This is a genomic window from Nostoc sp. CmiVER01, from assembly GCF_034531135.2.
In the GTDB taxonomy this organism is placed as follows: domain Bacteria; phylum Cyanobacteriota; class Cyanobacteriia; order Cyanobacteriales; family Nostocaceae; genus Nostoc.
In genome coordinates this window covers 233,036-256,162 of the sequence record NZ_JAVRBU020000006.1, presented here as the reverse complement: position 1 = coordinate 256,162, position 23,127 = coordinate 233,036, and the positions used below count along the sequence as shown (strand labels likewise).

18 protein-coding genes and 1 pseudogene are annotated in these 23,127 nt (G+C 41.0%); 8 read left to right on the top strand and 11 right to left on the bottom strand.

Annotated features, from left to right (window positions below; all coding sequences use genetic code 11):
• Window positions 1–101 precede the first annotated feature (101 nt).
• The 4 genes from recQ to RMZ43_RS11840 form a co-directional block, all read right to left on the bottom strand.
• Complete coding sequence (gene recQ / locus RMZ43_RS11855) at window positions 102–2,261, bottom strand: DNA helicase RecQ (protein WP_322652692.1); 2,160 nt, start codon at window positions 2,259–2,261, stop codon at window positions 102–104.
• 127 nt (window positions 2,262–2,388) lie between these two features.
• Complete coding sequence (locus tag RMZ43_RS11850; protein ID WP_322652691.1) at window positions 2,389–3,951, bottom strand: AAA-like domain-containing protein; 1,563 nt, start codon at window positions 3,949–3,951, stop codon at window positions 2,389–2,391.
• Between the two features lie 129 nt (window positions 3,952–4,080).
• Window positions 4,081–5,460 (bottom strand): AAA-like domain-containing protein, encoded by a 1,380-nt coding sequence (locus RMZ43_RS11845; protein WP_322652690.1) that lies wholly within the window; start codon window positions 5,458–5,460, stop codon window positions 4,081–4,083.
• Between the two features lie 379 nt (window positions 5,461–5,839).
• Window positions 5,840–6,502, bottom strand: a complete 663-nt coding sequence (locus tag RMZ43_RS11840; RefSeq protein WP_322646646.1) for a class I SAM-dependent methyltransferase — start codon at window positions 6,500–6,502, stop codon at window positions 5,840–5,842.
• Window positions 6,503–6,648: 146 nt separating this feature from the next.
• On the opposite strand from RMZ43_RS11840, the gene RMZ43_RS11835 reads away from it, so the two are divergent.
• Window positions 6,649–7,083 carry a CoA-binding protein gene (locus tag RMZ43_RS11835; protein ID WP_322646645.1) on the top strand — a complete coding sequence of 145 codons (435 nt, stop codon included), beginning with the start codon at window positions 6,649–6,651 and terminating at the stop codon, window positions 7,081–7,083.
• A 238-nt stretch (window positions 7,084–7,321) separates the two neighbouring features.
• A complete protein-coding gene (locus tag RMZ43_RS11830; protein ID WP_322646800.1) occupies window positions 7,322–8,260 on the top strand; it encodes a phosphoribulokinase in 939 nt (312 codons plus the stop codon).
• Between the two features lie 223 nt (window positions 8,261–8,483).
• On the opposite strand, the gene RMZ43_RS11825 is transcribed toward RMZ43_RS11830, so the two are convergent.
• Window positions 8,484–9,017 carry a GNAT family N-acetyltransferase gene (locus RMZ43_RS11825; RefSeq protein WP_322646644.1) on the bottom strand — a complete coding sequence of 178 codons (534 nt, stop codon included), beginning with the start codon at window positions 9,015–9,017 and terminating at the stop codon, window positions 8,484–8,486.
• Window positions 9,018–9,288: 271 nt separating this feature from the next.
• Here RMZ43_RS11825 and radC point away from each other — a divergent pair, with 271 nt between their 5' ends.
• Window positions 9,289–10,020, top strand: coding sequence for a RadC family protein (gene radC / locus RMZ43_RS11820; RefSeq protein ID WP_322646643.1), 732 nt, complete (start codon window positions 9,289–9,291; stop codon window positions 10,018–10,020).
• Window positions 10,021–10,204: 184 nt separating this feature from the next.
• On the opposite strand, the pseudogene RMZ43_RS11815 reads toward radC, so the two are convergent.
• The 5 genes and pseudogenes from RMZ43_RS11815 to infC form a co-directional block, all read right to left on the bottom strand.
• A pseudogene (locus RMZ43_RS11815) lies at window positions 10,205–10,360 on the bottom strand (cation:proton antiporter); the annotation flags it as partial.
• Between the two features lie 45 nt (window positions 10,361–10,405).
• Window positions 10,406–10,612 carry a hypothetical protein gene (locus tag RMZ43_RS11810; RefSeq protein ID WP_322652689.1) on the bottom strand — a complete coding sequence of 69 codons (207 nt, stop codon included), beginning with the start codon at window positions 10,610–10,612 and terminating at the stop codon, window positions 10,406–10,408.
• A 52-nt stretch (window positions 10,613–10,664) separates the two neighbouring features.
• Window positions 10,665–11,039: a hypothetical protein gene (locus RMZ43_RS11805; RefSeq protein WP_322652688.1), complete on the bottom strand. Its 375-nt coding sequence runs from the start codon at window positions 11,037–11,039 to the stop codon at window positions 10,665–10,667.
• 149 nt (window positions 11,040–11,188) lie between these two features.
• Window positions 11,189–14,194 (bottom strand): MFS transporter, encoded by a 3,006-nt coding sequence (locus tag RMZ43_RS11800; RefSeq protein ID WP_322652687.1) that lies wholly within the window; start codon window positions 14,192–14,194, stop codon window positions 11,189–11,191.
• Window positions 14,195–14,471: 277 nt separating this feature from the next.
• A complete protein-coding gene (gene infC, locus RMZ43_RS11795) occupies window positions 14,472–15,005 on the bottom strand; it encodes a translation initiation factor IF-3 (protein WP_100898496.1) in 534 nt (177 codons plus the stop codon).
• A 523-nt stretch (window positions 15,006–15,528) separates the two neighbouring features.
• Between infC and RMZ43_RS11790 the strand changes: the two genes are divergently transcribed.
• The 5 genes from RMZ43_RS11790 (at window position 15,529) to RMZ43_RS11770 (ending at window position 22,922) form a co-directional block, all read left to right on the top strand.
• Complete coding sequence (locus RMZ43_RS11790) at window positions 15,529–16,536, top strand: zinc-dependent alcohol dehydrogenase family protein (protein ID WP_322652686.1); 1,008 nt, start codon at window positions 15,529–15,531, stop codon at window positions 16,534–16,536.
• A 9-nt stretch (window positions 16,537–16,545) separates the two neighbouring features.
• Window positions 16,546–18,792: a pentapeptide repeat-containing protein gene (locus RMZ43_RS11785; RefSeq protein WP_322652685.1), complete on the top strand. Its 2,247-nt coding sequence runs from the start codon at window positions 16,546–16,548 to the stop codon at window positions 18,790–18,792.
• 656 nt (window positions 18,793–19,448) lie between these two features.
• Window positions 19,449–20,276 (top strand): hypothetical protein, encoded by an 828-nt coding sequence (locus RMZ43_RS11780; protein WP_322652684.1) that lies wholly within the window; start codon window positions 19,449–19,451, stop codon window positions 20,274–20,276.
• A gap of 377 nt (window positions 20,277–20,653) precedes the next feature.
• Window positions 20,654–22,180 carry a hypothetical protein gene (locus tag RMZ43_RS11775; RefSeq protein WP_322646634.1) on the top strand — a complete coding sequence of 509 codons (1,527 nt, stop codon included), beginning with the start codon at window positions 20,654–20,656 and terminating at the stop codon, window positions 22,178–22,180.
• 268 nt (window positions 22,181–22,448) lie between these two features.
• On the top strand, window positions 22,449–22,922 hold the full coding sequence (locus RMZ43_RS11770; RefSeq protein ID WP_322652683.1) for a hypothetical protein: 474 nt from the start codon (window positions 22,449–22,451) through the stop codon (window positions 22,920–22,922).
• A gap of 8 nt (window positions 22,923–22,930) precedes the next feature.
• On the opposite strand, the gene RMZ43_RS11765 is transcribed toward RMZ43_RS11770, so the two are convergent.
• Window positions 22,931–23,127: hypothetical protein (locus RMZ43_RS11765; RefSeq protein WP_428850721.1), on the bottom strand; the 197-nt coding region annotated here is incomplete at its 5' end.

Below are 23,127 nucleotides of genomic sequence, written 5' to 3'. Positions count from 1 at the left end.
AACTGCTTGAGGATTTGAACGGCAGTTGCTACAAGCCAAGAAACTAGTCTAACGCACTAACTTCTCCTAAGTTTTAGATTATTACCTAAAATTTGAAATTATCACTTGCGATTTTCACGCCGCCATTTACCCCGTACTAAGCGAATTTCATCATAAGTATAGCTTTCACCAAGTTGTTCTCGAATTGGTGTTAAAGAAATATCACCAAGCACTTCTAAAACTTGCCAAATTTTTTGTTGATGTTCAAGAGGTACTAACTGATTTATATCTACAGGCTGATTTTTTTCAATCAAATCTGTTAAATGACGAATAATTGTTGTAGGGCGAATATTGCGTTTTTTGGCAATTTCATTAACACTCAAACCTTGTTTATGTAATTGTAATGTGAATATTTCTGTGTCAGAAGGTAAGCTAACAGAGGGTGTAAAACTAACTTGGGGCGGATCTATTAAACCTTTTTCTTGACGGTAGGCGCGAATTTCTGCAAGGAATTTATCGCCATATTGAGAAAGTTTGTGACTACCTACTCCCGAAAGTTTGCCAAATTCGATTAGTGTTGTAGGTTGTACCTGTGCCATCAATTTTAGGGTAGAATCCTGAAATACAACATAAGGTGGTACAGATTGTTCATCAGCAAGTTGTTTACGGAGCGATCGCAACCTCTGCATTAATATCTCTGCTTCAACAGCCTTCTCGCTCCCTTCTTCCCAAGTAACCTTCTGTGCTACGGGAACAACAAGGGAAACTGTACGCTGTCGCCGCATCACTTCCCAACTAAGGGGGTTAAGTTTCAAAACTGAGTAACCATCGCTAGTCTGTTCTAGCAACCCTTGATGTAAAAGCGATCGCGCCAACATTCGCCATTCATCTACACTTTTATCTTTGCCAATACCATAGGTAGAAAGTTTATCGTGTTCGTACTGGATAATTTTGTCTTTTTTTGCCCCCCGCAACACATCAATAATGTGCAGCATCCCAAATCTTTCTTTACAACGCGCCACACAAGATAAAAACTTCATGGCTTCAATTGTCCAGTCTTGCATTGGTTTGGGATGACGGCAATTATCGCAGTTACCGCAATTACCGGGAAAACGTTCCCCAAAATAACCTAGCTGAATTGTCCGCCGACAAACAGTACCTTCAGCATAGTCAATTACTTGACGCAGTTGTTGTTTAGCAATCAACTGTTCTTGAGGGTCAGTTTTTTGGTTAATACTCCATTCAATAGTTTTAATATCACTGAAACTAAAAAAAAGCGTACAACGTGAAGGTTCATTATCCCTTCCCGCCCTACCTGATTCTTGATAATAACTTTCTAAATTACGCGGTAAATCAAAGTGAATTACTAACCGCACATCTGGCTTATTAATTCCCATTCCAAAGGCAATTGTTGCCACCATGACGCGCACATCATCCCGAATAAATCGAGTTTGATTGCTGCTGCGTTCTTCATCAGTTAATCCGGCATGATAAGACAAGGCAGAAATTTTATCATTTTGCAATTTAAAGGTGAGTTCATCAACTTTTTTGCGTGTTAAGCAATAAATAATTGCTGAACCTTCATTTTCTCGGATGAGTTCTAATAATTCAGCATACGCAGACTTGGTTTTAGAACGAACTTCGTAATAAAGGTTTTGGCGGTTAAAGCTAGCAATGTGGATACTAGGTTGCTTTAGCCCTAGTTGTTGGATAATATCAGCACGGACGCGATCGGTTGCTGTGGCAGTGAGGGCGAGTGTAGGAACATCAGGATAGCGTTTCCGCAGAGATTTCATCTGGCGGTATTCTGGGCGGAAGTCGTGTCCCCACTCAGAGACGCAGTGGGCTTCGTCAATGGCAAAAGCCGCAATGCCAATTTTTTCTTTGACTAAATCGAGAAACGGGAGAAATCTTTCACTCAAAAGACGTTCTGGGGCGACGTAAAGTAGTCTAACTTTACCGGTGAGGATGGCTTCTTCCCGCGATCGCACTTTATAGGGATTCAAACTACTATTGAGAAATGTGGCGTTAATATTATTGTTTCGCAGTCCTTCTACTTGGTCTTGCATCAAAGCGATTAATGGCGACACCACCACCGTTAAGCCTTGTTTGATTAATGCAGGTAACTGAAAACACAAAGATTTTCCCCCACCCGTAGGCATCACAATCAATAAATCTCGATTTTGCAGCGCATCTTCGATAATTTGCCGTTGTCCGGGGCGGAATCTGTCGTAACCGAAGTGATATTTTAGCGCTTGTTCGAGATTGGGGTACTGAAGCATAGCGATCGCTTTTTCCGGGGCTGTCTGCGTGAGTAGTTATTGAAGATATCAGGATTTTAACTCACATCATCGGCAGCTTTGGGAAGCCCTGCGTTTCTCTATGATATTCTAAAATCTCTAATTCACCTCAGCATCTACCTAAGCGAGGATTTGTAGTTATTCTTTTACCTTGATGCCCTACCTGATTACATTTTAACTGTAATTCTAAAGCATCAATCTTTCGTAAAAGCGACACTCCCCATACTATAGAAATCATCAACTTGATTGTCATTCCCACGAGCAAAAGTGTCACTATTGTAGCAGTTTTCTTTTGTTGAATCAGCCTTTTTTGTTGTTCTGCAAGTCGTGCTTCAATTTCTTTGGCGCGTTCGGCTTCTAATGCGTGCTGCATTTCTCGCCGATCTAATTCTTCACTAGCAGCTAAAAATCGATAATCTAAGTTACTCAAGCTTTTGCCATTTGCCCAAGCTTGAGCATCAATTAAGGCTTGTCCGCGCAAGAGCCGAGATTCATCTTTTTCCTTTGAGGCTATCCATGCATTGAAGGTTTCGTAGTAGGGGCGTAAGTAAGCTAATTTTTTTCCTACCCATTCTAAATTGAAAACTTCTTGATAAATTCGATTTTTAATTTGGAGAAAACCTTGTTTTTTGACTACTAAACCAGATAACAACAGTTCTCCCTGTTCTCGGCTATCGTCGGCTAGGACTTTCACTCCTTGGAGAATTTGTTGATAAATTCCCAGCAATCTTGCGGCAATTTGTTCGTTTCCCAGGATGCGATCGCGAATTGTCCGTAAATGCTCTGGTTCATCTTGTGATTCCCATTTTTCGATAATGTACGATCGCACTACATTTTCTATCCAAAATTCTTCTGCACCAGGGGGAATTTTGAATTTTTTACTCACATCATTTTGAGATAAAGTGACAAGTAGGCGACATAGCTTTTGAGTAAGAAATGGTTGTCCTTCTGTCCAAGCTAATATTTCTTTCAAAATTTTTTGGGGATGATTATCTTTAATATTCAGTCCTAAAGATAAAGTTTGAGCTTCTTCAAATGTAAATCCATTTACTTGAATGGCTTTACCTATATTAAACGGAGTAGTATTATTTCGATATCGAATTAAGTCTGAAGGTGTTGCAACACCAAAAATTGCAAATGTAATCCGATGATAATCTTGATCAATTGCTCGTTGGTTATAACAAAAGCGAATCAAGCTAAAAAAGTCATCAACAGAGAAATCGAGGCTGAGAATGCTATCAATTTCATCAATAAAAATGAATAGTCTTTCGTTAGGAAACTGAGCTAACAGAATTTCCGAAATAAATCGGCTAACTTTCTGAACTAAAGAAATATCTTTTTGTTCTTGCCACCAGCTTTTCAAATTGACTTTACCTAACAGTTTAAAACCTAACCATAAATCACCTACCACTCCCTTATACCATTGCTCTGGAGTTATATTGTCACAACCGATATTAGTCATATCAACGGTGGCACATTTAAAGCCCTCTTGTTGAAAGCGATGCTTTGTTTTTACCATAAGTGAGGATTTGCCCATTTGCCTACTGCTCAGGATGTAGCAAAATTCTCCCTGCTTCAAGGCTTCGTAAAGTTCTACATCTGCTTTGCGCCCAACATAGCTAGGAGCGTCAGTTGTCAGGGTTCCACCAACTTGGTATCGATAATTGTTCATTTGATTTAAGATTTTAAACTAGTTTTCATTTTTAATAAATGAATTTGCATCGAGATAATTGATTAAATTCATATTAAGAACGAGAACAAGTATTTTTATTATCTCTGTTTCAATAGTTTACCAGAACTATTATGATCCTGAACGTCCTAGTTGTTGGCTAAAATAAAAGCGATATAACTCACACATTGTATGAGCTTGATTGCCGTTTAATTGAACCAAGCCCATACTTTCTAGCTTGTAAGCAGCGATCGCGTCTAGCTCCACTTTTTCGTCTGTGGCAATTACCTTTTTCATAGCTAACATTAATTCTGGTTCTTTTTGGAGTAAGCTCAACAGTTCTCGTAAATGCTGACTGTAAATTCCCACTTGTGTAGATGCGCTTTCTAGTAACACCTCTAATGTTATTTCTTCATGATATAAATGATAAAGCGCCAGGCTCACCAAATAAGGATGTCCTCCTACCATTGCTTGTAAAGGTACAAGGCGTTTTGCCCCTTCAGAGTCTGCTGCCCAATGTAGCCCGTAAGCTAATGCTAATTTCTGTATCTGATTGAGGGTAAACGGCGGCAATGTAATTGTGATCCCAACATTAAAAGGCGATTGGTTTAGCTTGAGTGGAATATAAATCTCTGTGGTATGAACTACTACCATTCGTAGTTTTTGCCAGATTTGATCCTGCTTTGCTTGTTCGTGCCAAAATCGCAGCATTGGCAGAAAGTCTTGGGCAATATTGGGATGTTCAAAAACTCGATGGACTTCATGCAAAGCCAAAACTACAGGACTTTGCTCAATGTATTGCAGCAGATATGCTTCAAAATAGATTTTGCAGCTTACCTTGCTGCCCATTTCCGTATCCCAAAAATCATCTAGACAGGGAAGGAGATTTAATTGTCTGCTGACATTGACACAAAACCAACGCAAAAATTTATCCAGAGAAGCAAAAATATCTTCGTCAGCTTCTTGAAAGTCCAAATAGGCAATTTGATAACCTTGCTCTTTAGCATAAGCAATCATTCGGTTCAGCAGAGAACTTTTTCCCGTTTTTCTAGGTGCTTTAATTCGGATTAAGCAACCAGGGTGTAAAATCTCGTTATAAACAAGTTCTTCTAAGGGAGGGCGGTTGATGTAAAGAGGAGAACCCAGTGGTACAGGGCCGCTTGGAAATTCGATCTTGCTTGCTGAAGACAAGTCTGGAGAAACCATTTCTAAGCTAGATTCTTCGCCCAATTTTTCTTGACTCTGATTCTCTCGATCAGTTATCTTCTCTTGGAGATATTTCTGCAAGGCTAAATGCAGATTTTTTTTCGTTATTTTCTTTCCAAGTGCAACGGAAAGGTCTTGCCACAACTCAGAGCCAACTTCTTTGATGTAATTGTTGCGGTAGCCTGATACCTCTGCCATTTCCTCGTAAGTTTTGCCCAACCACGATTGAGATAGCACAAAACATTGAATTGATGCAAGAGGCTTGTCTTGCAAAATTCTTTCTACTGCTTGCAGAATATCTTCCACGAATATTACTATTAAAGGTTAAACAGTTAGTAGAGACATTTATTCAATTTTAGTATATTAATAATATACAACCGATTAACAATTCAAAATTCAAAATTCAAAATTTAAAGATACTTCAATAGTTCAGAATTCAGGAGCCAGAATCCAGAATGGATTAGCGATTTTAAACGCGCGTGATATTAAATTCTTTTTTTTGTGACTCTTAGCCCTGACTTGACTACTGGGGTATTCTAAATTCAAACATTCTGAATCAATACGCTTGGCTTTGTGGAAAATTGTAGGTTGGGTTGCGCTTTGCTTAACCCAACCTACACATTTCAAGGTTTTTGGCGCTAACCTAAGCATATTGAATTCTGAATTCTCTCTTCAGCAGGACTTCTCATTTCTTCAGTGCCAGAGTCAAACCATCTGCGATCGCTACTAAACTCAGACTAACTCGCTGGTCAAGATGCAGCTTTTGATTAAAGGCACGAATCTTTTTAGTTCTATTATCTTGCACTTGGGGGTCGGCAACCTTACCTGACCAGAGGACATTATCGATCACAATCAGTCCCCCGGGACGCACTAATTGTAGTGATCGCTCATAATAACCATCATAGTTGCTCTTATCTGCATCGATAAAAGCAAAATCAAAGGTTTCCGCTTCTTTGGTTGCTAGTAGCCGATCCAAAGTCTCCAAAGCTGGGGCAATGTGCAGTTGAATTTTATCCGCCACTCCCGCTTGCTGCCAATAGCGCCGAGCGATCGTTGTAAATTCATCACTCACATCACAGGCTACCACTTTACCGTCTCTCGGTAACGCCAATGCTACCACCAAAGAACTATAACCTGTAAATACCCCAATATCCAAAGTTTTTTTAGCTCCCAATAACTGCACCAATAATGCCAAAAATTGCCCCTGTTCGGGAGCAATCTGCATTCTCCCTATTGGATACTGGGCTGTTTCCTGTCTCAGTTGGGTTAAGATTTCCGCTTCTCGCAAAGAGACTGATAGTAAATAGTCATAAAGGTTTTGTTCGAGTCCTAGTGTTTGAGTTGTCATAAAATTGGGGATTATGAACTTGTGAATGAGTCTTTGATACTCGCCAAGGATTTTTTAGAAGTCAAAATTATCTTTAAATACAACTCAGTATAATGATCAAAGCGATGTCTACGACGGGCTGCGCCTACGCTCAGGATATTTAGATCATGCCAAACCTCAAAGAAGATGATAACCTCTTGCTTAAGGTGTTAACGCAAGCCAAAACTATCGCTGTTGTGGGTTACTCTGATAAACGCCATCGTACCAGCTATCAAATCGCCCAATTTTTGCGGCAAGTTGGCTACAAAGTCTATGCCGTCAACCCTTTAATTAAAGAAATTGACGGTCAATCCAGTTATGCTGCACTTCAGGAATTACCAGAACCTGTGGATATTGTTAATGTGTTTCGGCGTTCTGAGTACTTGCCAGCAATTGTAGATAAAGCAATTTCGATCAACGTTAAAACTGTGTGGGCGCAATTGGGTATCTGGGATCAATCATCAGCACAAAAAGCAACAGAAGCAGGACTCAACGTAGTGATGGATACCTGTATCAAAATTGAGTATCTACGGCTGAGAGTGGATTCCGCAAGAAAAGTCTAAAATTACAATCTACTTTTACATCGCTCATTATGCGTACAGATAACTCTAAAAGGAAGGTAGATTGTCATTATTGCGCCAACAGCGTAGTTTACTCCCGTAGGCATCGCACACACATTCTATATATGTAGAGATATTGCATACCAAGCCTTTGTTTGAGTTACTTGCCTAAACCCTTCTAGAATAAAAACTATTGTAGGGAAATTTTATTACTAAACTTGCTTGTATTCTGGGAGGTATGATGAGCCGTCCAATAATTCTTGGTATTGTAGGCGACAGCGCTGCTGGGAAAACAACACTAACGCGAGGAATCGCTCAGGTACTCGGCCCAGAAAATGTGACGCTGATATGCACAGATGACTATCACCGTTACGATCGCCAACAGCGTGCAGAGATTGGCATCACTGCCCTCCACCCAGACTGCAACCATTTAGATATTATGCAGCAACACCTGTCGCTGCTACGCACAGGACAGCCAATTCTTAAACCAGTTTATAGCCATAAAACTGGCACATTCGAGCCACCGCAGTATATTAAGCCGAATAAATTCGTGATTATTGAGGGATTACTCGGTTATTCTACGCGTGGTGCCCGCGATTGTTACGACGTGAAAGTTTACCTAGCACCGCCTGAAGAACTACGCTCTAAGTGGAAAGTTAAGCGAGACACACAAAAGCGCGGCTACACACCAGAACAGGTACTAGCAGAATTAGAAAAACGCGAACCAGACTCAGCAGAGTTTATCCGTCCGCAGCGACAATGGTCTGATATAGTAATCAGTTTCTACCCACCCACCGGGGAAGATGATGAAACCAATGGACACCTGAATGTGCGTTTGGTACTACGTCCAACAATTCCCCATCCAGATTTTACTCAGATTGTCAACTCTGGCTATGGTAATTCTGACTCAGCAATCCGCCTGGGACTAGACAGAGATATGAGTAAGCCGGTGGATGTTTTAGAAGTTGATGGTCATGCAACCTTAGACCAGGTGAATAAGCTAGAGCATATCATTTGTTCTGATATGCCCCATTTACGAAGTATTTGCGATCGCGAAAGTAATCCCGAACTGGGAAAAATTGCTGGTACAACTGGAGAAACACTCCAAAGTTATCCTCTCGCTTTGACTCAGTTGATCATTACCTACCACATGCTCAAAGCAACGCAAATTTATCAGTGAGCAGTGAAAATGAAGGGATTTACAGGGTTTGCGATTGCATGTAGTGTTTTGTTGGGCTGCTGAATTATGCAATGCCTACGGCGGTAAACTACGCCCTTTGCTGACGCTATTCAAACTTCAGAAGATGTTTGGAAAGTCCAAGAAGGTATAATTTGCCATTCTGAGTGAAGCCTCTCATAGAGAAGCACAATGAAGAATCTAGACTATAGGTTTTAGGCTGCTGTCACTCGCCTTTAAGCAAACCGTAGGCAAGTGTATTGAATATACCGTTTTGAGTTTTCGTATGTTGCCTTAAGCACCCTTCTAGCTTAAATCTGTTTTTCTCTAAAACCTTTACTGAAGCGGTATTGAAATCAATAACATGAGCAGTTAGGCGAATCACTTCAAGATTATCAAACGCGTACTTAACAAAAACACGGAGCGCATCAGTAGCTAATCCTTGCCCACGATATGCTTTAGCTAGCCAATAGCCAATCTCTGCTCTATGTGCTTGTCCAACTTTTAAGTCATCTACACCAACTGAGCCAATTAAATAACCTTCAGGGTTGCGAAGTGCAAAGGATATTTCTCTTCCATTTTCTCTCAAAAACTCAAGCCTATGCTGTATCCACCAATCTGCGGCAGCTTCTGTATAAGGATAGGGAATGACAGGAATTGTATAAGAAATACTTCTATCGTTGAAATGTTCTAAGTAAGCAGTTTTATCTGTGGGGTAAATGCTAGTTAAATGAAATCCGTCACGGATATTGAGTTTCATATCGGAGATTTATGACAGATTATTGAATTATATTAGGTAAACTAACATTTATCTAATCTCAATTACCACACATATAACAGCATAGTTGATAAAGCCACCTAACTCTAGGTGTAACAGCTTGCTATTGATGACCATTATTTTTGTGAAGGCAAGATGTGCTGAAAGGAAAAAATTGCTAAAGATTAAAGATTTTTTCAAATTAAGATAATTTCTAGAGCAAACAAGGGATAACTAAAGATAGTTTGATGTGTGGTAATGATTATCTTAGTTTATGACCTATTGCCTCAGAATTGCCGACCTACCTACAAATGAGCGTCCGCGTGAGCGATTAATGACACATGGTGCAAAAATTTTAGCCACAGCAGAGTTAATCGCAATTCTTCTAGGCACCGGTCAGGGGCCAGGAAAACTATCAGCCGTGGGTTTGGGACAATATATTTTGAGCGAATTAGGCAAACACCAACGCGATCCTTTGGTAGTTTTGCGAGAAGTTAGCCCTGCTGAGTTGATGCAAATTTCTGGTGTTGGCCCAGCGAAAGCGACAAGTATCTTAGCAGCAATTGAATTGGGTAAACGCGCCTTTCAATCTCGCCCCAATGATGGCACATTAATTGATAGCCCACTTGCTGCTGCTGCTACCCTCAGTCAAGATTTGATGTGGCAAATACAAGAACGTTTTGCAGTGGTGCTTTTAGATGTTAAAAATCGCTTATTAGGTACACAAATAATTACCATTGGCACAGCAACCGAAACCCTAGCTTCTCCTCGCGATATTTTTCGGGAAGTTATTCGTCAAGGTGCAACGCGGGTAATAGTTGCCCACAATCATCCTTCTGGAAACCTTGAACCCAGCCAGGAAGATATAGAATTGACGCGTCAGTTATTAGTAGGGGCGCAGCTTTTGGGCATTCCGGTACTAGATCATCTAATTTTAGGTAATGGCGCTCATCAGAGTTTACGAGAACTGACAACTTTATGGGATGAGCATCCGCAGGGGGATTAAAGCAATTCGCAATTCGCAATTCAAACTTGTGAAAATTGCAACCCGCAGATTACCGACAACTTTTACAAAGTCGGGGATCTTGTTGATCGCGAATTATTTAAGATTGTTATGTTACGACTAACTACAAAACATCTTCAAGCATAGATGCCAATTCTTTATTTAACCGACCGGATTTGACAAATTCTGCATACAAAAAACCAAAGGCAACTACAGCCATGCCATCATTTAACAAGCTTTCGCCTTCCATTAAGGTGACAAGACGACTATCTACACCCAGTTCACGAAACAAAGCAGTGACAGAAACAGGGTCAGTTGCAGATAGACTGGCTGCAATGAGCATTCATTAATTTTTTGAGCATTTGTTCCCATCTAAGAACTACGGCGCTCAGTGGCGAGTAGTTTCCGCAGGCTCCTTCGGTTGTGTCTGGGTTGGCTGTTGTTTGGTTCTGGACGGGATTACGTATGCTACTGCACCAACCCCAACCATTCCACCGCCTATGATATACATAATATTTCTGGTGAAGTATTGGGAACCGATATATCCAAAAGTGATTGCTGCCACTGTTGTGACAATCATTTGAGGTAGTTTCATATTTAAAATGCTGTTGTTTGCTTAATGAATAAACGAGTCTTTAACAGTTAGTCTATTCATTAATTTGTCGCTGAGGCTTTTCAGCTAACGAGGCACTAGCAACAAAGCTGGAAAACCCAACAAGCATCCAGCCCAAACAGATATGTTTTCTTGTCTGCCATTCATGCTCTTTACTGAGGGAAATTGATTTTGTGTTCGCCTCAATAATCTCTAAGCCCCAACACGAAAGCGTGCCTATCCCAAATAAGCAAGTACTGGCAATAGAGGCAACCGCAATTGTGTTTAGAATCCGACTAGTAAAACTTGGATTTATCCCAACAGGCTTTTGCTGACGGCGATTACGGAGCAGGACTAATTCGCCTGTGCCTAGACGTTTTATATGCTCTTGTTGAATCAGACGATAAGCAAGTTGTTGATTATTAGTCATTTCTTGTCACCAGCATTTAGTTTTAATAGCATCCATATCAGTGAACACATGATAAACTTCCGTGACAGGTTGTACTACATTCCACAGGGAGGAATCAAATTTTCTTTGGTAAGAAGTTAGAGGTAATTGCACTAATAAGGCTATAAATTTTAATTATTAAACTGGTATTTTTCGAGTAACTCTTTGACTTGAGCAGCTACCAAAGGATGTGGATCTTTTTCTAACTGGGGGAGGATTTGTCGGAGAACACGATGTGAAACCATGTTTAAATATGCGATCGCAGCTTCTCTAACAAAGCCGGTTGGATGACGCAAACACACCAAAATTTCAGAACTTGTCAATGGCGTGCGAGTTACTTGAGCAAAATGAAAACAGCAAGCTAGACACCAGTCAGAAAGGAAGTTACCCAACGTCAGCAATCTGTGGAGGCGATCGCTAACTATCATATTTTCATATTCTATGATTTTAGCTTCTACCAGATGTTGCAATTTTTCTGGCAGTGGTCGGTTATCTAAAATATTCAGCAACAGAGATTTTGAAGACAAAGTTATGGTATGCTCTAGGATTTCTAACCCTCGCGCTAAGTTTACCACTGAGAGCGATCGCAAATTAAATGCTGCTGCCTGCATCTTTTCTGGCGAGTAAAGCAGTTTCAATAGCAGTAACAGCCGCTCTTTAACATCCAATTCCAATTCTAAAAGGGCGCGTTGCAATAACTCAGAGACAATCACAATCCTCTCACTAGATTGCTGATTTGCTTTTTCGTCTAGTGTTTTCAAGTCTATATATGCAGCGTAAATCTCACCTAAAAACTTCAATTCCTGCTCAATTAAATTTTCTACCCGACTTTCATAAAATCGGTCTACTAAACCTTTAATTCCTGGTTGTTTGTGTATTTTTAGTAAGCTGCGAAGAATATGATCCCTAGTTGTACCCCAAGATGTTTCCAATTTTTCCCATAGAATCTCCAATGCTTCTTGAGTACCAATTTGAGCAATGGTACGCCAAGCGTACATTCGCACTACTTCTGGTTTGTAAATATTGGTAGCTACCCGCAACAGCATCTCTATAACTTCATTCTCTAGCCGGACTAAAGCTGACATTGCTGTAGTGCGGGTTGATTTGTAATAAAGTGCTGCTATCAATGCACAATAGTACTCTTCTAAATGGGTTGCTGCAATCATTTCCAATACGGCACAGCGCACCCGTAACGACTCATCTTGTAATAAATTCGGAATGTGAATTCGCAACGCCTGTAAATAAACTGCTTCTCTAAGCGCCCTGACTCCATTTACTCGTTCCCGTTCTTTCTTATGAGTCAACATCCGGCGCATAGTTTGGGTAGCTGCTACCTTCTGCATAGGCGTTCCCTGACGTAAAACCAAAGCGGCGGCGGTGGCGCGGATGAGCGAGTTATGCCGGGGGTTCAGGTATTCTTCTAGGATACTTAAATTGGGATTTGGTTCAGCTAGCCAAACGTAGCGTAGCGCTAGGGCGAAAACTTCGGAGTTAGTTTCTTGGGGTTGTTCTAGCAAAGGACGGATAGCAGCTAGATAAGCGGGATTTGCACCTGCTGTCAGCATGACTTCCAAACTTTGGCACTGCAAATCTGGGGTTAACTTGACTAATAAAGGTGCTAAAACTTCCGCACATCCTTGGGGATCAATTTGGGCTAAAAGTTCAATACAAGAGCGTTTATCTGCTTCGCTGCCTTTTTCTCCCAAGGCTTTGACTACACCTTGCTTGAAGAATCGTAAGCCTACATTGGTTGCACTTAACTGGCCCCGTGCCACACTCAAGACTAACAGTTCAACATAGCGCGATCGCAATTCCCAAACTACTTTTAAACAGGTGCCAGTTATCAGCATTGTTTCTGCTACTAACACCCACTTTTGCAACGGTACGGGTATAAACTGTCCACAAAACAATATAGTTGCAAAAATTAGCACTCCTGTCAAACCTGTAGCGATCGCTTCGGCAGTTCCACCAGATAAAGTCTGCATCCGGCTGCGAATTGCCTCTGGAATTGGTTGGTACAGGATGGGGCCGCTACTCATGACAAAGGTGTAGCGTAGAAGTTCATCAAAGAATTTGACAATTACTAAACCCCAAAAAAAGCTTTGTGATTGGATAGCGGGAATTAAATAAAATAATACCAGCACTCCTGGTAGTGAAAAGCCTACGGTAATAGGTAAAAGCGTCGCTGTAAAAAATACCCCCATCCGTTCGATAATTCGGCTGGAAATAAACCACTGCAACAATAACTCACACAGTCCTAATGTCCCACCAAAAAGACCTAAGAAGCTGGCAAGTTCTCGGTCGCCCAAATTAGATTGAAGTTCACGTAGATATTGAAAATCTATTAATAACCCAATGACTTGCAATAGACCGACAAAAGCAAACAGTTGCCAAACATATCGCTTCAAAGGACTTTTAATAAAACGCTGTCGTGAAGCTTGTTCTTCAGTAACTAGTTTTTGTGGCGTTTCAGGAAAAGCTGCTCGATATTGATGAGTTAAATATAATAAAATCCCCGACCCTAATAAAATTATTATACAAGCGATGAAGATGATCTTATTCAGCGTGGTGTATTGCAATAGCCAAGGCAAACTAAAGCCACTAATCACATCTGCGACTAAAAGCCCACTACTCACCAATGGGTAAGTCCGTTTAATCTCCCGAATATTAAATATTTGGTTGGCAACGATAGAAGTATTAAGGTCATTGACTACATAAAGTGCATCTACCCACAGCCGCAGCACAAATGCCGAAATAACTGCCAGGTATGAAACATGCGCTCCCCAACGTAATACAACTAATAATAGTAATGGCATCAACATGCAAGGGGCGATCGCTACAATCACCCGACGCAAAGGAAAAATCTTTTGCAGCCAAGAGTATAAAAAAACTAGTGCTGCACTCATAACGGCACTGGCAATATACATCCACGGCAGTAAATGAGTCCCATATTCGTCCAAAAACAGCGCCACAGTACTGTCCTCTGCCCACCGCAATCCTACACATACAGTTGTGTAAAAAAAGAACATGAGTTGAGTTCGTTCACTCTCCTCTGGCCGGAGATTCACCCACTGTAGTAGTCTTAGGCGTGGTAAAGCAACTTTATTTGGAGCCAACCAGTAATTTTTCAGTTCCATGCAGTTTTATTTTCTGGTAGTATCACCGCGTAATGGGGAGCGGGGGAAGCAGGGGAGCAGAAGAAGAAAATATTTCCTCATCTCCCCCATCTCTAGGAAATAACAAAGGGCAACTGAGTACTATGTTTCCCACTTAGCCTTCAGAATTATCGATTTTAGATAAATTTATACAACCTCACTGCTTTGGGCGCATGTTGCATGGAAACGAAACATCAAAAAATCCCCTAACTTTAAGCCAGGGGATTTTCAAACTTGGTCTATTAATACAGTTAGAGGATTATTTTTTAGGCGAGATGAGCATCATCATGTTTCGCCCTTCTTTTTTAGGCGCTTGTTGCAGTTCCCCAAATGGCTCCAAATCAGTTGCCATTCGCTTAAGCAAATCTTCTGCTAGGTCGCTGTGTTGAATTTCTCGACCCCGGAACATGACAGTAGCTTTGACTTTATCGCCATCTTTCAAAAAGCGCTCTGCTTGCTTAACACGCACGTTGTAGTCGTGTTCTTCTATTTTGTAGCGCATCTTAACTTCTTTGACATCAGCCGTGTGCTGCTTTTTCCGGGCTTCCCGCGCCTTTTTCTCCTGCTCAAACTTATATTTCCCGTAGTCCATAATCCGACAAACTGGCGGGTCAGCTTTGTCACTAATTAGCACCAAATCTAACTCTTTCTCTTCTGCTAGTTGTAGTGCTTCTTGTGGGAGCATAATTCCCAGTTGGGCACCATCAGTATCAATTACCCGAATTTTCGGGTAGCGGATTCGTTCGTTAATTTGGGGCAGATCGCGAGTTCTTTTCTTCTCAATCACAGGCATTATGATTTGTGGGAGCTCTTAATGAAGGATTTGGTGTGGTCTTGATTGGTATGCCTCAGAGGCAAAATACAAAAATAACTCAGGACTGAAAACATAGTCTACAGTTCTAGAGTAACTAATCCATAAAAGAGTTGCGTCCTTGTATTTGTCATTCTACTAACTCTGAGATACTTTCTCTCCAATAGTTAATCTAAATTACACAACCTAGACTCATGTTAAATATTATTACAATGATTTAGCAATACTTTTTGCGATGGCGTAACCGTCTACCGTAGGCGATCGCATTAAGCAACAATTGAGCAACATTATATCTCCATAATACCAAGCTCACAGATGCAGGACATCTAGCACAATTAATGTAACATATTACCTTACACAGAGTAAGCCTAGTGGTTTGTCTCATTAATTTTGATGAGTTCGTAGTACGTACAAAGCGTATTTAAGAATCAGATATAACTTTGTGTCTACCCTCTTGCGCTAAAGTTACATAAAAACGTGCATTTAAAGCCAGGAGGAAAGAGTTGTGAAAGCAGTCTTGATGACAGCAGCTGGCAGTCCCGAAGTTCTGCAACTACAGGAAGTGCCAAACCCTAGTGTTCCTGTAGGTAATAGTGAACTCTTAGTGCGTTTGGTGGCGGCTGGTATTAACCCCATTGACACTAAACTTCGTAGCCGAGGCACTTTCTACCCCGATCGCACACCGACAATTTTAGGATGTGATGGTGCTGGTATAGTCGAAGCGGTAGGTGCTAGTGTTCAGCGTTTTCGCCCAGGTGATGAAGTATATTTTTGCTATGGTGGATTGGGCGCACACCAAGGTAATTATGCTGAATATACCGTTGTGGATGAGCGGTTTGTAGCACGTAAACCCACGTCTATTTCCTTTGCTGAAGCAGCAGCAGCGCCTTTAGCGTTAATCACCGCTTGGGAAGCTTTATACGAACGAGGACGATTGGAACCCGGCGAAAAAGTTTTGATTCATGCAGGTGCTGGTGGTGTCGGGCATGTAGCAATTCAATTAGCAAAACTTAAAGGTGCTACTGTTTCCACTACAGTCGGTTCTGAAGAAAAAGCTAATTTCGTCAAACAATTAGGTGCTGATCATGTAATTTTTTACAAACAAACAGACTTTGTACAAGCAGCATTAGATTGGACTAACGGCGAAGGCGTAGACTTGGCTTTTGATACCGTAGGCGGCGAAACCTTTCACAAAACCTTCCCCGCAGTGCGAGTATATGGTGATATTGTGACGATTCTCGAACCAGATGCCAACACTGTTTGGAAAACTGCTAGACAACGCAATCTCCGCATTGGTTTAGAATTAATGCTCACACCAGCGTTACTAGGATTAGAAGAAAGCCTCCAGCACCAGGCAGAAATTCTCGAACAATGTGCCACCTGGATCGATGAAAGCAAATTAAAAATTCATGTTAGTCACAAATTTCCTTTAAAAGAAGCCGCTAAAGCGCACCAACTAATCGAAAGCGGTTCTGTGACAGGTAAAATTGTTCTACTGATTAGCGACGATTGATCGAACAATTTGCATAATTTATTTTTTAAACATAGATACACCCAGAGGTTAAACGCAAAGATACCCAAAAACTTCACTCTGCGTCCCTCTGCGCTTCCCTTCTCTGCGAGACGCTTTGCGATTGCGTTCCTTTGCGTTTTACTTCTTCTCCTCCTCCCCCTACCTACTTCAGCAGCACAAACGCAACCAGAACGCACACCCTTAACTCTAGAATTATTACAAGAACGTCTACGCACACCTACACTCCGCGAAGGCAATTTGACCGTAGATTTGCAGAAAATGGTGATTGATTTGCGCCCAGAAAATGCTAGCTTTCGTGATGCCTTTTATCAACTCATGCGAAAAGGACTAAATGCAAAACCTCTGGGTTTAGACCTCAGCTATACCCTAATTTTAGGGGATTTTGTAGGCAGCGATTTAGGTTTAAGAACCCCCTTATACGCCCAAGCGATCGCTTCAATTTTCAGCGTCCCCGAACAAAAAGAACTAGAACGTTTGCGCTTCGTTTGTCTAGAGTCACTCACGAACTCCAAAGATTGTCGATCGCTGTTAGGAACACAATCAACTCCATCCAGTGAAATCGCCGTTTTTCGTGGTGTCTTGACACTAGTGCAAACTCGTTTCAATGGCGAAATGAAGTTTTCCAATACATTTTTTCTTCAGTCTGTGGATGCCCTAGGTGCAACTTTTCTTCAATCCACTAATTGGAACGAAACCAGATTTGCTCGTCCCGTCAAATTTAACAGTGCTAAATTCAACCAACCAAGCAATTTTCAAGGCAGTATTTTTTTTGAAAAAGCTAATTTTAAACAAACTCAATTTCAAGAAACTGCTGATTTTCAAGGCAGTATTTTTGAAAAAACTGCTAACTTCAACCAAGCCACTTTTAAGCAGTTAGCTAAATTCAATAGTGGGCAGTGGCGAGATAATGCTGATTTTTCTAATGTCCGTTTTGCGAATCAAGCCCAGTTTAATAAAGCAAATTTTAATCAGTTCCTCCTTTTAACAGAAGCAACTTTTGAGCAAGCTGTCACATTTCGAGAAGTGGAGTTTAATCAATCGGTAAATTTGCAAGGTGCAAGCATTCTCAACCAAGCAGATTTTAGCGATGCGAGGTTTTCTCCAGAAGCTTGTTTAAGCGTACCCGGTTTAACTTTTAACTCTAACCAAGCAAAAATTTTAGGCAATCCGGGTCAGATTGGTAAGATGTTCTGCATCCCTACATTGCAAGGTAATCAAAACATCTTGCGGAATTTGGGGCAAAATTTTCGTCAGCAACAACAAGTTGCCGATGCTAATGAACTGGAATATACAAAACAACAACTCCGATTAGTAGAAATGAGTCGCCGTTTGACAGCTACAAATATTAATAGCGCATCCGTCGCAAGTTTGATTAATCTGGGTTTTTCTGCAACTCAAGCCGAAGCGATCGCCCAACGTCGTCTGATAAAATCGTTTCGCAATAGCAGTGAGTTACTGACCTTAGCAGATATCGATTTAGAAAAATACACACAACTGAGTAAGCGCTTAATTGTTGGTGAACCTCTTTCGATCATTGGATGGTTACTGCAAGCTTGGAGTTGGTTGGGGTTGAGTGTACTGCTGTTGTTGAGTGGCTATGGTACGAATTTTTGGTTAGTCTTTGGTGTGGGAGGAGTTGCGATCGCTTATTTCGGCTTACTATTTTGGCTAGTGGATCGTTATCGTCGGCTGCATCCTGTACCAATTATTCCCACATTTTACGAAACCATTTCGATATTTGTGAGTTTTAGCGTTTTAGAATTATTGAGCTTACTAGCCATCTTTCGTAATGCTCAACAACCTTGGCTGACATTGGGGTGTCTTTTAATAATTATTGTCCCCGTCCCAATAGCTTTATTGATCCGACTTTACCAACAAGGTCGTTATCACGATTTAATGGATGTTTCTTACTTTACAGAAGACGGGACATTCCGCCAATTACGATTGTTGATTGGACGTTTGCCAGTCATACCAAGGAATCAGACATTTCGGGAACGATATATGCCTCTATTGTGCGATCGCCGTTGGAACTGGCTCAACTACTATGATTTTAGTCTCAACAACCTAGTTAAATTAGGATTTAACGACATTCGACTGCGAGACGAACACCTACCTGGTATCGTCTCTGCACTTGCTTGGTATCAATGGAGTTTGGGTGTAATCTACATCACGCTAGTTTTGTGGACACTTTCCCGCACAATTCCGGGATTGAATTTGCTGATTTATCTGAAGTAATTCTTTAAAGCTTTTTTTGCTGTACTTCGTAGTAGTGTTAGGTAAGTAGGCATGATAAAACTAAGGTATGTTGAGTTTTATAAAAACCTTGAAACTATTTACTTATAGTCTCTTTTCTAACCTTATAGTTTGTTGCATTGCTTTATTTTTTATCACCGACTTACTTAATATCATGCAACGTATTGCAGTGTGTTGTAAATTGTGCTATTGATTAATATCAGTCTGGCGAGATTACATCGGCTAAAAGTAATAGAAGCCCGGTTAAACGCAAATTAATTAAGTATCTAAAAATTTGGCAAATTTATCAAAAGATTGTTTATTGCAATATAATATTTAACCAAATTTAAATTTATTATACAAACGTATCAGTTAACTTTTTCAGTTCTATCTAAAAATAACTAAAATTTTGATATATTTATCAAAGTATTTTTCATTGTCTTTCAAAATTAACTCGTATAAATTGTAGGTGAAAGTAGCATTTATGAAAGGTTTGTTATCTACACTTAATAGAGATAACCAAATAATCTAGTAGCTACCAACTAGCTTTGCTAACAATAAAACAACCAACAAAGTCACAAAGCAGACTTAATCTTTGTTTATTTTATGTTGCGATGCTAGCAAAATTTTTATCAAAACAATAACGAGGATTAATTCTAATGGCAGACAATTCAAGTAATAGTGGTAGCGGTAAGCCCTCTACTAGTGGGAACGATGCGATTGGACAATTTGCACAATCACCCTTCGGTCGCTTAAAAGAAGTTATCCCTGAGAAAGACCTTCCCAAAATATTCAGTGGTGTTGGTAAAGGAGAAAGTGGTGGTAGCCCATTTGGTGGCGGTGCTACTGGTAGTGATGCTACCGATAGCAGTAAAGCTGATTTAGCCTATGGTGGTAATCCTTTCGCTGGCGACAACTTCTGGAATATCTTTGCAGGCGGTGTCAATCCATCCAAAGTCGCTGGTAACTCACCCGCAGGTGGTGGTAAGCAAGGTAGTGGCAGCGACCCTTTAACTGGTGCTGCTGCCAATAACCCATTCGCAGGTGGTAAGCCACCCGCAGGCGATGGTAAGCAAAGTAGTGGCAGCGACCCTTTAACCGGTGCTGCTGCCAATAACCCATTCGCAGGTGCTGAGAAGCCACCCGCAGGTGGTAGTAACCAAGGTACTGGTAGCCAGACCTATGGTATTAGCACAAGTGAAATACCGAACGGGTTCGATTTGAGGGTTACTATTGACAGCCTAGTTAACTCAAAGCTTGACAAGGAATCGGTTGGTGGTGTCGGTAGCGGTAACCCATTTGCTGGCGGTGTCGGTGGCGGTGCTGGTAGCAGTAACCCATTTGGTGGCAATGGCAGTGGTGGTAACCCTGGTAGTAACCCATTTGGTAGCGATGCCAGTGGTGGTAACCCATTTGGTGGCGGTGCCGGTGGTGGTAACCCATTTGGTAGCGGTAACCCATTTGCTGGCGGTGCCGGTGGCGCATAAGTATTTGGCGGTCGATAAATTTCGTTCGCTTAATAGAATCCTTGTGAAAATCAGCAGATAAATAGAGGAGAACAATAATGAGTTCTTCAGTACATAGTATGCTAGTGCAGCTTGGCATAAATAAACATACAATTCGATAAAACTCAAAAGCGTGTATTATCGGTGATGTACCTTCCGCCTTATTGTACTAGTTTGCTATTTTACGCCCTAAAACTTTTTACAGGTAAGGATTTGAGAAATACTTCCTGCTAATTTGACAGTAAGATGATTAAAGCCTTTATTATTAAATAGATTTGGGTTTAGTAAATTCACAATTGGTATAAGAAGTACTGAAGATCCTATAACCTTTTTAACTAATAATAGGAAAAATAGTGCCAATGGAAGAGTCTGTTGTCAATCCCCTTAATGGTGGAGTTAATCCTTTAAATGCAGGTGTCCTTAACAGCGTTAGTTCTTTTGCTCCCAATGTCAATTTGTCTACTGAAGGCAACCTGTTGACGGGTAGTAGCAATCTGTTATTAGGTAACGGTAACAATTCCATTCCAGGTGGCGGTATTAATCCGTTTGCAGGCGATGCTGGCAGTGGGCTTCAGAAATTAATATTTGATCGATTAAAGTCAATTTTAGGTGATAACTTTTTCAAGGATATTGACAACACATTGGCAGGAGGTAGTAATCCTTTTGCAAACAGTGGTTATCCAATTCCAAGTGGGGCTACTAACCCTTTGGCAGGTAACGGTAATGCGATTCCAAGTGGGGCTACTAACCCGTTTGCAGGTAACGGTAGTGCGATTCCAGGAGGAGGTAACCCATTTGCAGGAGGAAGTAACCCGTTTGTAGGCGGTGGTAATGCGATTCCAGGTGGAGGTAATGCAAACCCATTTACAGGTGGTGGTAATCCGATCGCAGGCGGTGGAAACCCTTTTGCAGGTGGTGGTAATGCGATCGCAGGCGGTGAAAACCCTTTTGCAGGCGGTGGAAACCCCTTTGCAGGTGGTGATAACCCGATCGCAGGTGCTGGAGGTCTGCTTCAACAATCGCCTTTCGATCCATTGAAAGAAGTCCTTGGTAATAATTTACCCTTTAGTAACGCTGGGAATACATCTAATCCTAGTAGCCAAACCTTTAATGAGGGGAATGCACCGGTTGGTAAAGGTAACAAGAACCTTGGTGATAATAACGCAACTATTGGTAATTTTAACTCGGATTATGGCAGTAACAGCGCAACCATTGGCAATGGAAACTGGAACTTTAATAATGACAATGCAACTATTGGTAATGGCAACTGGCTATTTGGAAAGAGTAATACAACCCTTGGTAACGGCAACTGGTATTGGGATGACGGAAGTAATAATTCAACATTAGGTAATGGTAATTGGCACTTCGGCAGCGACAACGCAACTATTGGAAACGGCAATTGGGACTTTGGTACTGATAACACAATTATTGGTAATGGTAACTGGGTTTTTACCAATGGAAATGAAATTATTGGAAACGGCAATTGGTTAGCAAAGACTGATAACACAAAAATTGGAAACGTCAATAATCTCAGCAGTTTAAAGTTATCCCCTCTAGGGATCAAAACTGATGTTAACAATCTGATTGACTCTCTTATAGGTAAAATAGGTAAAAATTTTCTTGGGTTCACAGGAGATTTTGATAAATCGAGTAGCCAAACCTTTAACCGCCTCATCTCTTCTAAAAGTGTTGGTAATGATATTGATATATCTAGCGATATTCAACAACTTTTGGCATCACTCAGCCCAATTCAAGGGAATTTCATCAATTATCAGCCTGTGCAAAACCCTCAACCTGTCCCAGAATCTGCTTCTTCAGTGCCATTGGTAGTGATGGGACTCGTGTGTTTGTTATTGTCACTGTTCAAAAAACAACAACACTGTTAAGGTAACGTGAGGCATAATAAATGCCGTTCGTTGGAAGCTTAAGGCAATGGACCTCTTGCAAAAGTACTTTTTGCAAGAGGGAAAAAAGGGGTTCATGTTAAAGGGGAAGGGGATAATACAGAACCTTTCCCCCTTCCCCCTTACCCTTTTCCCGACTTATGCAAGAAGTCTAATACAGTGTATACGATTGACTTTGCTCTACACATTGAAATTTGAGTTGTATAGATGGGAACTCTAGATTAAAGAAACTTACTGGAGAGTGATTTCTATGTCTACGACCCCAATTAGTGCAACATTGGCACAAACAGACAGAGATGCTGTGTTGCAAGCCATTACCACCATTAAAGAAAAGCTACCATTTTTAGTTGATTTGAGTTCCGACGATCGTAAGACTTTACCCAAGATGGGAGATAAGAGTCGAGCCTTTGTCAGCAAAGCATTAGAGGTGGCGGCGCAGAATCCAGAGTTTTTACCGCGATCGTTCGACTTAGAAGAGATGCGGAAGGACGTACAATTATTTGAAGCGTTGTATCCGGTGCTGTTGTCGTTGACGCAGTTACAAGAATTGGTGGATGATACATCTCTTGCAGTTGGTAGTGAAGCTTATGCAGCCGCCTTACAGGTGTATAACTACGCTAAAGCCAGTGGACAAGGCGCGGGTTTAGATGCAGTGGTTGTAGAAATTGGACAACGATTTGCTCGTAAATCTGGAAAATCCAAGTCTCAAAAAGCAGCATTGTAGATAATAGCTCAGTACTTGCACTTAAAAGATGCAACATTGAGGCTCAGAATTTGGATGTTGGAGTTAAAAGCACGACATTTCGAGTTCTGAGCTTTATTTTTGGAGTTCAAAGGCTCAAAGTTCGAGTAAAAAGGTGCAACTTCCGAGTTCAGAGGCTCAAAGTTCGAGTAAAAAGGTGCAACTTCCGAGTTCAGAGGCTCAACGT